We start from the raw sequence: 12,564 nt of genomic DNA, 5'->3' as shown, positions 1-12,564 counted from the left end.
TCAGTGATGCGGTCAGGCTTACTTGCTGGTATCCAGCTCGTCGAAGCTTTTCACCAGATCGTCAATCGCTTTCATCTGCTTGAGGAACGGCTCCAGTTTATCCAGCGGCAGCGCGGACGGGCCGTCGCATTTCGCGTGGTCCGGATCCGGATGCGCTTCGATAAACAGACCGGCGATACCCACCGCCATACCGGCGCGGGCCAGCTCGCTCACCTGCGCACGACGACCGCCGGAAGCGGCGCCAAACGGGTCGCGGCACTGCAGCGCGTGGGTGACGTCGAAGATAACCGGCGAGTTGTTGGAGGCTTTCTTCATCACGCCGAAGCCGAGCATATCCACGACCAGGTTGTCGTAACCGAAGTTAGCGCCGCGGTCGCAGAGGATCACTTTGTCGTTACCGCCTTCGATAAACTTATCGACGATATTGCCCATCTGACCCGGGCTGACGAACTGCGGCTTCTTGACGTTGATCACCGCCCCGGTTTTGGCCATCGCTTCCACCAGGTCAGTCTGGCGCGCGAGGAAGGCCGGAAGCTGGATCACGTCCACCACGTCAGCCACCGGCTGCGCCTGGCTGGCTTCATGAACGTCGGTGATGATTTTCACGCCAAAGGTCTGCTTCAGCTCCTGGAAAATCTTCATCCCTTCTTCCAGACCCGGACCACGATAGGAGTGGATGGAGGAACGGTTGGCTTTATCAAAGGAGGCTTTGAAGACGTAGGGGATGCCAAGCTTCTGCGTAACGGTGACGTAATGTTCGCAGATGCGCATCGCCAGGTCGCGCGACTCCAGCACGTTCATCCCGCCGAACAGCACGAACGGCAGGTCGTTTGCTACGTTGATATCACCAATGCTAACCACTTTTTGTTTCATAAGTTCGCCTTATCAGGGTGTAACCGGAATGGTTCCAGACTAATGCAATGTAATTTGTTTGTGCGAAATCGTGTTGATCTGCGCGCGGATCATCTCACTGATCGGATCCTCCGGGCACTGCTCAACGAAATAGCTCAGATCCAACAGCGCCACGTGATCGCAGTCCAGCTGGGCGTATATCAGCCCGCGGTCGCGGATCTCATACGGATCTTCCGGGTTAAACTGCAGCAGCGCTTCGCTGGCGCGCAGAGCCAGCTCCATCTGCCGCTCTTCCATCAGCGCCGACTTCAGGGTGTCCAGCAGCTTGCGGATCACCTCGGCGTTATCCGCTTCGTCGAGATCTTCATTAAACAGTTCCGCCACCGGCCCGATGTTGCCCTTCAGCCATACCTCCAGGGTATGTTCGTCGAGGGTCTCGCCGTTAAACGGATTAATCAGCCACATCTCTTCGCTGGTTTCCGGATCCGCACGCAACAGCATTTGGGTCGGGAAGATCACCGGCACCACCGGCAGCGCCAGGCGCTGGGCGATCCACAGCAGGATCGCGCCTAACGACACCGCGCTCCCCTGACGGTTGACCAGCACTTTATCCAGCCATAACGCGTCGGAAAGACGATAAATGCCCTGCGAAGCGCCAAAGCCCCACTCGTCGTAAAACAGCGCCAGCAGGCGTTCTATCTGGCGCTCCTGGTCCCACGACGGCGCAATCTCCTCCTGCGCGAGGCGCAGCAGCCGCTGCAGCTCTTCCTCGACAAAACGCGACGGAAAATCGTCGCGGACCTGTTCAGAAATGAGGACCATGCCATCACACAATGGCGCTTTGTTAAATTCGAAATCCGCTAATGACCCCATGCCCTACCCCAGTATCGGTATTCTTGTGATGGCGAGTTGAATGATAATAAACAACACCACCAGCGCCAGCAGGAACGCGATAAAACGGCTCTGCTGGCTGCGCGGACGACGGCGGCCCAGCGCGATAAAACCTAATGCGATGTAAATGATAACGCCAAACAGCTTTTCAGTCAGCCATGCGCCGTCTTCGGTGAACGGCAGGTAGTGCGTTATCGCCATTAAACCCGCACCGCTGAGAAACAGCAGCGTATCGCTGCAGTGCGGCGCAATTCGCACCCACCGCTGGTTCAGCAGCGGGCTCTGATGATACATCCACCAGTAACGTAAAACGAACAATCCTACCGACACCACCACGCTGGCGATGTGCAGGTAGAGGACAGCCGTGAATAAGTTCATCAGCCAACGTTCTCCATGTCGGGTAAACGTCCGAGAGTCAGACGTTCATTGTCGCCATAGTCGCGACAGGTCGCGACGTCGAGATAGCCCGCTTCGCGGAACAGGGCGCGAACCGCCTCGCCCTGGGTCCAGCCATGCTCCAGCAGCATCCAGCCGCCGGGCAGCAGATACTGCCGTCCCTCGCGGATAATCTGCGCCAGATCCGCCAGCCCCTGATCGGCAGCAACCAGCGCCGTCAACGGCTCAAAGCGCACATCGCCCTCGGCGAGATGCGGGTCGGCGGCGTCGATATAGGGTGGATTACTGACGATCATGGCAAAACGCTGCCCGGCCAGCGCGCTAAACCAGTCGCTTTGCCGTATCGTCACGTTAGCGATGTCCAGATGAGCGGCATTGCGCAATGCCAGCGCCACGGCGTCCGGCATCACATCCACCGCGGTGACCTCGCAATCCGGACGCTCGCTGGCCAGCGCCAGAGCAATGGCGCCGGTCCCGGTGCCGAGGTCGAGAATACGGCACGGCGCGGCAGGCAGTCGCGCCAGCGCCTGCTCCACCAGACACTCGGTATCCGGTCGGGGGATCAGCGTCGCCGGGGAGACGAACAGCGGCAGCGACCAGAACTCACGCTGCCCAACCAGGTGGGCAATGGGTTCTCCGCGCTGACGTCGCTGCAGGAGCGCCTCCAGCGTCGTCGCCTCGTCAGCGGACAGCGTCGTTTCGCCGAAGGCCAAAATCCAGGTGCGCGCCCGGCCGGTAACATGTCCCAGCAGGATCTCGGCATCGCGTCGCGGGCTGTCGCTTTCACGCAGCCGGGCGATCGCCTGCTGCAGCCAGGCCTGAAAGGTCATCATTCCTGCTCGGACAGCGCCGCCAGCTGATCGGCCTGATATTCCTGAACAATTGGCTCAATCAGCATATCGAGTTTGCCTTCCATGGTTTCATCCAGACGATAAAGCGTCAGGTTGATGCGGTGGTCGGTCACGCGCCCCTGTGGGAAATTGTAAGTGCGGTTACGGTCGCTACGATCGCCGCTGCCCAGCAGGTTACGGCGCGTGGAGGCTTCCGCCTGCTGACGCTTGGCCACTTCGGCGGCGCGGATACGCGCCCCCAGCACTGACAACGCCTTGGCTTTGTTTTTATGCTGGGAACGTTCGTCCTGACACTCCACCACGATGCCGGTCGGCAGGTGAGTAATACGGATAGCTGAGTCGGTGGTGTTGACGTGCTGACCGCCCGCGCCGGAGGAGCGGAAAGTATCGATGCGCAGATCCGCCGGGTTAATGTCCGGCATTTCGGCTTCCGGCAGCTCCGGCATCACCGCCACGGTGCAGGCGGAGGTATGAATACGCCCCTGCGATTCGGTGGCCGGCACACGCTGCACGCGATGGCCGCCGGATTCAAATTTCAGCCGACCGTAAACGCCGTCGCCGCTGAATTTGGCGATCACCTCTTTGAATCCGCCGTGTTCACCTTCGTTGGCGCTGAGGATCTCCACCTGCCAGCGGCGCGATTCGGCGTAGCGGCTGTACATGCGGAACAGATCGCCGGCAAACAGCGCCGCTTCGTCGCCGCCGGTTCCGGCGCGCACTTCCACGAAAGCGTTACGCTCGTCATCGGGATCTTTCGGCAGCAGCAGTACCTGCAGCTGTTGCTCCAGCTGGTCGCCTTTTTCTTTGGCGTCACGCAGCTCTTCCTGCGCCATTTCGCGCATCTCCGGATCGTCGAGCATCATCTGCGCAGTTTCGATATCCTCCTGCACCTGACGCCAGTCGGTATAGCAGCGCGCCACATCGCTCAGTTGAGCATATTCCCGCGACAACGCGCGGAATTTATCCTGATCGGCAATCGTCGCGGCATCGCCGAGCAGCGCCTGCACTTCTTCATGGCGCTCGTACAACGCTTCCAGTTTGGCAACAATAGAAGACTTCATAGGCGTGAATTCACCCTGTCCTGAAAATAAGAGAAAGGTGCGCTATTCCAGCCCGAGGCTGTTGCGCAGAATATGCAGGCGTTCGTCGTCCCCGTCACGGGCGGCCTGCTGAAGAGATTTGGTTGGCGCGTGGATCAGACGGTTGGTCAGCTTGCGGGCCAGATCCTGCATAATTTCCTGGGCATCACCGCCCTGCTCCAGCGCGGCCAGCGCCTTCGCGGTCAGCTCCTCACGGACCTGCTCAGACTGAGAGCGGTATTCGCGAATCGTCTCGCTGGCGCTCTGCGCGCGCAGCCAGGCCATAAATTCGCTGGTCTCCTGCTCGACGATCGATTCCGCCTGCACCGCCGCGGCTTTACGCTGCGCCAGGTTATGCTGAATGATGTTTTGCAGATCGTCGACGCTGTAAAGGTAGGCGTTGGCCAGTTTGCCGACCTCTGGTTCGACATCGCGCGGAACGGCGATATCCACCAGCAGCATCGGCTGGTTACGCCGCGCCTTAAGCGCGCGCTCCACCATGCCTTTGCCGATGATCGGCAGCGGGCTGGCGGTGGAGCTGATAATAATGTCGGCCTCTTTCAGCCGTTCGTCGATATCGCTGAGGGCAATCACCTCGGCGCCCACTTCGTCCGCAAGCGCCTGGGCGCGTTCGCGGGTGCGGTTGGCAATCACCATTTTGCGCACGTGATGTTCGCGAAGATGGCGCGCCACCAGTTCGATGGTTTCACCGGCGCCGACCAGTAACACGGTGACGCTGGAGAGCGATTCAAAGATTTGCCGCGCCAGGGTACAGGCGGCGAACGCGACGGAAACGGCGCTGGCGCCGATATCGGTTTCGGTACGCACACGCTTTGCCACCGAGAACGACTTCTGGAACATCCGCTCCAGTTCGCTGACGTTCAGATGACCGCGGCTGGAATCAGCAAACGCTTTTTTCACCTGGCCGAGGATCTGCGGCTCGCCCAGCACCAGCGAATCGAGGCCGCTGGCGACGCGCATCAGATGGCTGACGGCGTCATTATCCTGGTGCCAGTAGAGGCTCTTACGCAGGTCTTCTTCGTTGAGGCCGTGATAGTTGCACAGCCAGCGGATCAGCGCTTCCTGCAGATTGTCCTGCTCTTCGACGCTGAGATAGAGTTCCGTGCGGTTGCAGGTCGACAGCACTACCCCACCCTGCACCATCGGCTGAGCCAGCAAGCTCTCCAGCGCCTGATCGAGCGTTTCCGGCGAAAACGTCACGCGTTCTCGCAGGTCGACCGGCGCTGTTTTGTGATTGATGCCAAGAGCTAAAAGGGTCATTGTGAGGGAGTAGTACCAGCGTTGCTAAGGTTAGTCTGAGTGCATCATACAGGATGCGCGTAATCAATAAAAGAGAGGCTCCCCTTTTGGAGTAATAGCCAAAGCAAGACCGCCATTAACGTTAATTTTTTGATTTCAGACAACTTGAACGTAGACGCTATCGCCCGGCGACGCTAGCATTAAGGGTTATAAATGTAACCTGCTACACAAATCGGCCCGCTATTCCCCTGCCGCCGTTTTTCCCTGTAGACATCAAGGATTTGTCATCATTATGAATCGACTGTTCCGCTTGCTGCCGCTGGCCAGCCTCGTCCTCACCGCCTGTTCTCTTCATACGCCGCAAGGGCCTGGCAAAAGCCCGGATTCGCCGCAGTGGCGTCAGCACCAGCAGGCTGTTCGCAGCCTCAACCAGTTCCAGACTCGCGGGGCGTTTGCCTATCTTTCCGATGAGCAAAAAGTCTATGCTCGCTTCTTCTGGCAACAGACCGGCCAGGACCGCTATCGCCTGCTGCTGACCAACCCGCTGGGCAGCACCGAGCTGTCGCTGACCGCGCAGCCAGGCAGCGTGCAGCTGATCGATAACAAAGGCCAGACCTACACCGCCACCGATGCCGAAGAGATGATCGGCCGCCTGACCGGGATGCCGATCCCGCTGAACAGCCTGCGCCAGTGGATCATCGGCCTGCCGGGCGACGCCACCGACTATTCGCTGGACGATCAGTACCGTCTGCGTGAACTCAACTACACGCAAAATGGCAAAACCTGGCACGTCACCTACGGCGGCTACACCAGCGATACCCAGCCAGCCCTGCCGTCTAATGTCGAGCTGAACAATGGCGCTCAGCGCATCAAGCTGAAGATGGATAACTGGATCGTGAAATGATGAGCCGCTGGCCCTCTCCTGCAAAACTGAATCTGTTTTTATATATCACCGGCCAGCGGGCCGATGGTTACCATACCCTGCAGACGCTGTTTCAGTTTCTCGACTATGGCGACACCTTGACCATCGAACCGCGAACTGACGGTCAACTGCGCCTGCTGACGCCGGTGGCCGGCGTGCCGGACGAGGAGAACCTGATCGTTCGCGCCGCGCGTCTGCTGATGCGTGCCGCCAGCGAAAGCGACCGCCTGCCGGCGGGTAGCGGCGCCGATATCAGTGTCGACAAGCGCCTGCCGATGGGCGGCGGCCTGGGCGGCGGCTCATCCAATGCCGCCACCGTGCTGGTGGCGCTCAACCATCTCTGGGGCTGCGGTCTCTCGGAAGAGGAGCTGGCGACCCTGGGCCTTCAGCTGGGGGCCGATGTGCCGGTCTTCGTGCGCGGTCATGCCGCCTTTGCCGAAGGAGTCGGCGAAATTCTGACGCCGGTGGAGCCCGAGGAAAAATGGTACCTGGTGGCGCACCCGGGGGTCAGTATTCCGACGCCAGTCATTTTTCGCGATCCGGAGCTACCACGAAATACCCCGCGCCGGTCAATTAATACGTTATTAAATTGTGAATTCAGCAACGATTGCGAGCTTATCGCAAGAAAACGTTTTCGCGAGGTTGATGCAGCGCTTTCCTGGCTGTTAGAATATGCGCCGTCACGCCTGACCGGCACAGGGGCCTGTGTGTTTGCTGAATTTAACACCGAATCCGCTGCCCGTCAGGTGCTGGACACTGCCCCGGCATGGCTAAATGGCTTTGTAGCGCGTGGAGTTAACCTCTCGCCGCTCAAGCAGGCCCTGCTCTGAATCCTGCGCCGTGATGGCGCAACGATAACGAGTCAACCGGGGAAATTGAGTTACGGTGACAACGTCACCCTGTTCCAGACGTTGCATCGTGCTCTTTAAATACACCGACTGGATCGAATGGCGCCAGCCCGCACATTATTGGCCCACTCATCCACCACTGGACGCATGCCTGAGGTTCTTCTCGTGCCTGATATGAAGCTTTTTGCTGGTAACGCCACCCCGGAACTAGCACAACGTATTGCCAACCGCCTGTACACTTCTCTTGGCGACGCCGCTGTAGGTCGTTTTAGCGACGGCGAAGTCAGCGTACAAATCAATGAAAACGTACGCGGTGGTGATATTTTCATCATCCAGTCCACTTGTGCTCCCACCAATGACAACCTGATGGAACTGGTTGTTATGGTTGATGCTCTGCGTCGTGCTTCGGCAGGTCGTATCACCGCCGTTATCCCTTACTTCGGTTATGCTCGCCAGGACCGTCGTGTTCGTTCTGCTCGTGTGCCAATCACCGCGAAAGTGGTGGCAGATTTCCTGTCCAGCGTCGGCGTTGACCGCGTGCTGACCGTTGACCTGCACGCAGAACAGATCCAGGGCTTCTTCGATGTGCCAGTTGATAACGTGTTCGGCAGCCCAATCCTGCTGGAAGATATGCTGCAGCTGAACCTGGACAACCCGATTGTGGTTTCTCCGGACATCGGCGGCGTCGTGCGTGCCCGCGCTATCGCTAAACTGCTGAATGATACCGATATGGCTATCATCGACAAGCGCCGTCCGCGCGCCAACGTCTCCCAGGTGATGCATATCATCGGCGACGTGGCTGGTCGTGACTGCGTGATGGTCGACGATATGATCGACACCGGCGGCACCCTGTGTAAAGCGGCAGAAGCGCTGAAAGAGCGTGGCGCGAAACGCGTATTCGCTTACGCAACGCACCCGATCTTCTCCGGTAACGCTATCCAGAACATCAAAAACTCTGTGATTGATGAATTTGTCGTTTGCGATACCATTCCGCTGGCACCCGAAATTAAAGCGCTGGATAAAGTGCGTACTCTGACGCTCTCCGGTATGCTGGCTGAAGCTATTCGCCGTATCAGCAATGAAGAATCTATCTCTGCTATGTTCGAACATTAATCGAGCCGAGCATAAAAACCCGCTGCGGCGGGTTTTTTTGTCTCTGAATTTTTAATTCTTCCACAAAATCATTCGGCATGCGTCAAGGCGGCAAGTGAATGAATCCCCGGGAGCGTACAGGCAGTACGTGACCGGGGTAAATGAACGCAGCCAACACAGAGGCATCCCGAAGGATGACGTGGAAATGACCAATGCCTCCTTCACCTGCCATTTAGTTGACAGATGATGCGCTCATGGATGAAACATTATTGTGAACAGATTATTTTCCTCACATGTGATGCCTTTCCGCGCCCTCATCGACGCTTGTTGGAAAGAAAAGTACACCACCGCCCGCTTTACCCGCGACCTGATCGCCGGGATCACCGTCGGGATCATTGCGATTCCGCTGGCGATGGCGCTGGCGATTGGCAGCGGTGTGCCGCCGCAGTACGGCCTCTATACCTCAGCGGTGGCAGGGATTGTGATCGCCTTAACCGGCGGGTCACGCTTTAGCGTTTCCGGCCCGACCGCCGCCTTTGTGGTGATCCTCTATCCGGTTTCCCAGCAGTTTGGTCTGGCGGGGCTACTGGTGGCGACGCTGATGTCGGGGATCTTTTTAATTCTCTTTGGTCTGGCGCGCTTTGGCCGTCTTATCGAATATATCCCGCTGTCGGTGACTCTCGGTTTCACCTCCGGGATCGGTATCACCATCGGTACCATGCAGATTAAAGACTTCCTCGGCCTGCAGATGCCCCATGTGCCGGAGCATTACCTGCAGAAAGTGGCAGCGCTGGCGATGGCCCTGCCAACGATTAACCCCGGCGATGCCGCCATCGGCGTCGTCACTCTCGGCACTCTGATCCTCTGGCCGCGGCTGGGTATCCGTCTGCCGGGCCACCTTCCGGCGCTGCTGGCCGGCTGCGCGGTGATGCTGGTGGTTAATTTGCTCGGCGGCGATGTCGCCACAATTGGCTCGCAGTTCCACTATCAGCTGGCAGACGGCACTCAGGGCAACGGCATTCCACAGCTGCTGCCGCAGCTGGTACTCCCCTGGGATATGCCGGGTTCAAACTTTACCCTGAGCTGGGCCTCGCTGCAGGCTCTGCTGCCTGCCGCCTTCTCCATGGCGATGCTCGGCGCCATTGAGTCTCTGCTGTGCGCGGTGGTGCTTGATGGCATGACCGGTACCAAGCATAAAGCCAATAGCGAGCTGATTGGCCAGGGGCTGGGCAACATCGTTGCGCCGTTCTTCGGCGGGATCACTGCCACCGCGGCGATTGCCCGCTCGGCGGCGAACGTCCGCGCCGGCGCCACATCGCCGGTTGCCGCCGTGATCCACGCCCTGCTGGTGATCCTGGCGCTGCTGATCCTCGCCCCGCTGCTCTCCTGGCTGCCGCTGTCGGCGATGGCCGCCCTGCTGCTGATGGTGGCATGGAATATGAGCGAGGCGCATAAAGTGATCAACCTGCTGCGCCACGCACCGAAAGACGACATCGTGGTGATGCTGATGTGCATGTCGCTGACGGTGCTGTTTGATATGGTGATTGCCATCAGCGTCGGGATCGTGCTGGCCTCGCTGTTGTTTATGCGCCGTATCGCGCGCATGACCCATCTGGCGCCGGTCAACGTCGAGGTGCCAGACGATGTGCTGGTGCTGCGGGTGATTGGGCCGCTGTTCTTTGCCGCCGCCGAAGGCTTGTTCAACGACCTGGAGACCCGGATCGCCGGCAAGCGCATCGTGGTGCTGAAATGGGACGCGGTGCCGGTTCTCGACGCCGGTGGTCTGGATGCCTTCCAGCGCTTTGTGAACAAGCTGCCGGAAGGCTGTGAATTGCGCGTATCTAACCTCGAGTTTCAGCCGCTGCGCACGTTAGCGCGCGCCGGCGTCAAGCCGCTGCCCGGACGCCTGAGCTTCTACCCCGATCGTCAGGCCGCGCTGGCTGACCTGTGATCACCCGGCGGCAGGCCCCTGCGCCTGCCGCATCAAGGCTCCGGTCGCCTGCTGCAGCCAGCTCAGCACCGCCGGCGTCATCCAGGTGCCCTTCATCAAATGCGGCTCCTGCTCCATTGCCCGACGAAACTTCTGCAACGTCTGCGGCCGGGTACCGGCATAGGACTGAAACAGTTCAAGCCACGCCCGGGCCAGCGCCTGACCCGACGCCGAGTCCGGCGCTACGCCCTCCCGGCACGCCTGATGCAGCTTCGCCACCAGCGCAGGCCACTCCTGTAGCCGGTCGAAATAGTGTCGGCGGGTGAACGCCATCTCCTCGTCGTCGAGGTAACGAGCCCAGATGGCCAGTTTGCTTTCGGCAAAGGCCTCGGTGATAAAGGCGATGATGGCCGGGGTGACGCCGGTCTGTTCAACCATTTGCGGCTCGGCGGCATGCATCTCGTTCAGGCGGGTCAGAAACTCCGGGCGCCCTGCCGTATCCTGCTCCAGGCGCTCCATCCAGCGCGTCGCCAGACTCATCGCCTGCGGACTGTCCGTCGGGCAGCCGCTCGCCATCAGCGTCTGCACCTCCTCTGTTAGCTCGCGCCACGCCTGCGCGCGCTGTTCATCCTGTGCCGCAAACGGCAGCGCGGCTAACTCCTGTTGACTAAACCAACGATCGTACATTTTCATTAACTCCAGCGTCTGTAGCCAGGACTCCAGATCGGGTTCATTGCCGCCCGCCAGCGCCTCGCGCAGCACCAACAGCCGGTCGCGCAGCCTGCCGACATCGCGCAATTGGGCGTTGAGCGTCTCTATCTGCTGCGTCAGCAGCTCGGGTAGCGACAGCGTTTGCCGATCGAGATAGTCCTTGATGGTGGCGAGCGTCAGCCCGGCCTGCGCCAGCGCCTTTATCATATGCAGGCGCTGAACCGCGGACAGGTTATAGAGCCGATAGCCCGCCTCGCTTCTGGCCGAAGGCGTTAACAGCCCCGTCTGTTCATAATGATGCAGCGTACGCACCGTCATTCCGGCGCGCTTCGCCAGCTCTCCCACCTGAATTAACATGACTGCTCCTCTCTGTGGCCAGGTCCGCTACTCTGCTGCCTGACGTAACGTCAGGGTCAAGCGAAAACCTCATTAGCTATTCATTTTGGTGGCAACCTTAGCAGCACGGAGGTCAGGACGGAATGGGGTCGTATGGTGATGGGGAAAAGAGGAGGAAATAACGAGAGTCACAGGAAAACGCATCGGCCTTCAGGGGCCGATGCGGGAAATCATGCTACGGTTAGCTGTGGCGATGCTGATTACGACGGCAGCGTTTATCATAGTGGCGCACCCACCAGTAGCGGTCGCTGACCTGCTCGTGGCCGCCAATACGGGCACCGGCCAGCCAGAGCACGGCGCCAACGAAGATGCTTAAGATTGCGCCATGTGCAAAGAATTGCGGCAGGTTAAGCTGCGGAAGCTGGTTCAGAATGGAGTAACCTACCCCCACAACCATCACCACCAACCCTAACCCCATGAGTACGTTACCGAGTAACGAAGCGTTTTTGCGTTTCATGTGTCACCTCCGGACTTTGGGTTGCCAGGGAATATCCCCAAATCTTATAGGTGTAGTATAGACAGGGTCCCTGCCCTGGAGTGCGCCCACGATCACATTAGTGAACACCGATTAGACAAATATTTACAAATAAGCCTCTGAACAATATCAAATTCTAATGATTCAGGTGGGTAATCATCAATGCTGGTATTGTCTCGTGGGCAGAACTTTGTCAAGCGCGCCCGCAGACAGTACACTACGCGGCAGAGAATGCCCCATGCAGGAAAGAAAACGTGACCATTAAACTGATTGTCGGCCTGGCCAACCCCGGTGCGGAATATGCCGCCACCCGGCACAACGCTGGCGCCTGGTATGTAGATTTACTGGCGGATCGCCATCGTGCGCCGCTGCGCGAAGAGAGCAAGTTCTTCGGCTACACCTCGCGCATCAATCTGGCGGGCGAAGACGTTCGCCTGCTGGTTCCTACGACGTTTATGAACCTCAGCGGTAAAGCAGTGGCTGCAATGGCGACCTTTTATCGCATTAACCCGGATGAAATTCTGGTCGCCCATGATGAGCTGGATTTGCCGCCCGGGGTGGCGAAATTCAAGCTTGGCGGTGGCCATGGCGGCCACAACGGCCTGAAGGACATCATCAGTAAGCTCGGCAATAACCCGAACTTTCACCGCTTACGCGTCGGGATCGGCCATCCGGGTGACAAAAACAAGGTTGTCGGCTTTGTACTCGGCAAACCGCCGGCCAGCGAGCAGAAACTGATTGATGATGCTGTCGACGAAGCGGCGCGCTGCACCGAAATCTGGTTAAAGGACGGGCTGACCAAAGCCACCAACCGCTTACATGCCTTTAAGGCGCAATAAGCCGTTGTCGTGCGGCATTTTT

The 12,564-nt window shown here is 59.0% G+C and carries 13 protein-coding genes; 5 read left to right on the top strand and 8 right to left on the bottom strand.

The features are described 5' to 3' along the window. Positions 1 to 18: 18 nt before the first annotated feature. The 6 genes from kdsA to hemA are packed head-to-tail and all read right to left on the bottom strand — an operon-like array spanning position 19 to position 5,350. Positions 19 to 873 (bottom strand): 3-deoxy-8-phosphooctulonate synthase, encoded by an 855-nt coding sequence (kdsA, locus tag AC3EMD_RS10000; RefSeq protein WP_002910393.1) that lies wholly within the window; start codon positions 871 to 873, stop codon positions 19 to 21. 39 nt (positions 874 to 912) lie between these two features. Continuing rightward, a complete protein-coding gene (gene sirB1, locus AC3EMD_RS09995) occupies positions 913 to 1,725 on the bottom strand; it encodes an invasion regulator SirB1 (RefSeq protein WP_008804390.1) in 813 nt (270 codons plus the stop codon). A 3-nt stretch (positions 1,726 to 1,728) separates the two neighbouring features. Further along, positions 1,729 to 2,121 (bottom strand): invasion regulator SirB2, encoded by a 393-nt coding sequence (gene sirB2, locus AC3EMD_RS09990; RefSeq protein WP_008804389.1) that lies wholly within the window; start codon positions 2,119 to 2,121, stop codon positions 1,729 to 1,731. After that, on the bottom strand, positions 2,121 to 2,969 hold the full coding sequence (prmC, locus tag AC3EMD_RS09985) for a peptide chain release factor N(5)-glutamine methyltransferase (protein ID WP_032735945.1): 849 nt from the start codon (positions 2,967 to 2,969) through the stop codon (positions 2,121 to 2,123). The genes sirB2 and prmC overlap by 1 nt, the downstream gene beginning before the upstream one ends. Next, entirely contained in the window at positions 2,969 to 4,051 is a 1,083-nt protein-coding gene (gene prfA / locus AC3EMD_RS09980; RefSeq protein WP_008804387.1) for a peptide chain release factor 1, read from the bottom strand. Before prfA ends, prmC begins: the two co-directional genes overlap by 1 nt. A 42-nt stretch (positions 4,052 to 4,093) precedes the next feature. Continuing rightward, on the bottom strand, positions 4,094 to 5,350 hold the full coding sequence (hemA, locus tag AC3EMD_RS09975) for a glutamyl-tRNA reductase (protein ID WP_012541339.1): 1,257 nt from the start codon (positions 5,348 to 5,350) through the stop codon (positions 4,094 to 4,096). 271 nt (positions 5,351 to 5,621) lie between these two features. On the opposite strand from hemA, the gene lolB reads away from it, so the two are divergent. From lolB to dauA, 4 genes are all read left to right on the top strand, one after another. Then, on the top strand, positions 5,622 to 6,233 hold the full coding sequence (gene lolB, locus AC3EMD_RS09970; protein ID WP_008804385.1) for a lipoprotein insertase outer membrane protein LolB: 612 nt from the start codon (positions 5,622 to 5,624) through the stop codon (positions 6,231 to 6,233). Continuing rightward, entirely contained in the window at positions 6,233 to 7,081 is an 849-nt protein-coding gene (gene ispE, locus AC3EMD_RS09965) for a 4-(cytidine 5'-diphospho)-2-C-methyl-D-erythritol kinase (RefSeq protein WP_012541338.1), read from the top strand. The genes lolB and ispE overlap by 1 nt, the downstream gene beginning before the upstream one ends. A gap of 183 nt (positions 7,082 to 7,264) precedes the next feature. Beyond that, positions 7,265 to 8,212 carry a ribose-phosphate diphosphokinase gene (gene prs, locus AC3EMD_RS09960; protein ID WP_002910407.1) on the top strand — a complete coding sequence of 316 codons (948 nt, stop codon included), beginning with the start codon at positions 7,265 to 7,267 and terminating at the stop codon, positions 8,210 to 8,212. 250 nt (positions 8,213 to 8,462) lie between these two features. After that, positions 8,463 to 10,142, top strand: coding sequence for a C4-dicarboxylic acid transporter DauA (gene dauA / locus AC3EMD_RS09955; protein ID WP_071787626.1), 1,680 nt, complete (start codon positions 8,463 to 8,465; stop codon positions 10,140 to 10,142). On the opposite strand, the gene AC3EMD_RS09950 is transcribed toward dauA, so the two are convergent. Together AC3EMD_RS09950 and ychH are read right to left on the bottom strand one after the other, a co-directional pair. Next, a complete protein-coding gene (locus AC3EMD_RS09950) occupies positions 10,143 to 11,189 on the bottom strand; it encodes a MerR family transcriptional regulator (RefSeq protein ID WP_012541336.1) in 1,047 nt (348 codons plus the stop codon). Between the two features lie 220 nt (positions 11,190 to 11,409). Beyond that, a complete protein-coding gene (gene ychH, locus AC3EMD_RS09945; protein WP_002910437.1) occupies positions 11,410 to 11,685 on the bottom strand; it encodes a stress-induced protein YchH in 276 nt (91 codons plus the stop codon). A gap of 272 nt (positions 11,686 to 11,957) precedes the next feature. On the opposite strand from ychH, the gene pth reads away from it, so the two are divergent. After that, the gene (gene pth / locus AC3EMD_RS09940) at positions 11,958 to 12,542 is read left to right on the top strand and encodes an aminoacyl-tRNA hydrolase (protein ID WP_004180389.1); all 585 of its coding nucleotides are present in this window, start codon (positions 11,958 to 11,960) and stop codon (positions 12,540 to 12,542) included. Positions 12,543 to 12,564: the final 22 nt, after the last annotated feature.

This window comes from Klebsiella sp. PK18, from assembly GCF_057784655.1.
This window is presented reverse-complemented; position numbering and strand designations above follow the sequence as displayed.

Bases quoted from the DNA above. Each gene is read 5' to 3' on its own strand.
- lolB (WP_008804385.1), top strand. From the start codon at position 5,622: ATGAATCGACTGTTCCGCTTGCTGCCGCTGGCCAGCCTCGTCCTCACC.
- ychH (WP_002910437.1), bottom strand. From the start codon at position 11,685: ATGAAACGCAAAAACGCTTCGTTACTCGGTAACGTACTCATGGGGTTA.
- prfA (WP_008804387.1), bottom strand. From the start codon at position 4,051: ATGAAGTCTTCTATTGTTGCCAAACTGGAAGCGTTGTACGAGCGCCAT.
- kdsA (WP_002910393.1), bottom strand. From the start codon at position 873: ATGAAACAAAAAGTGGTTAGCATTGGTGATATCAACGTAGCAAACGAC.
- AC3EMD_RS09950 (WP_012541336.1), bottom strand. From the start codon at position 11,189: ATGTTAATTCAGGTGGGAGAGCTGGCGAAGCGCGCCGGAATGACGGTG.
- sirB2 (WP_008804389.1), bottom strand. From the start codon at position 2,121: ATGAACTTATTCACGGCTGTCCTCTACCTGCACATCGCCAGCGTGGTG.
- sirB1 (WP_008804390.1), bottom strand. From the start codon at position 1,725: ATGGGGTCATTAGCGGATTTCGAATTTAACAAAGCGCCATTGTGTGAT.
- prmC (WP_032735945.1), bottom strand. From the start codon at position 2,969: ATGACCTTTCAGGCCTGGCTGCAGCAGGCGATCGCCCGGCTGCGTGAA.
- hemA (WP_012541339.1), bottom strand. From the start codon at position 5,350: ATGACCCTTTTAGCTCTTGGCATCAATCACAAAACAGCGCCGGTCGAC.
- ispE (WP_012541338.1), top strand. From the start codon at position 6,233: ATGAGCCGCTGGCCCTCTCCTGCAAAACTGAATCTGTTTTTATATATC.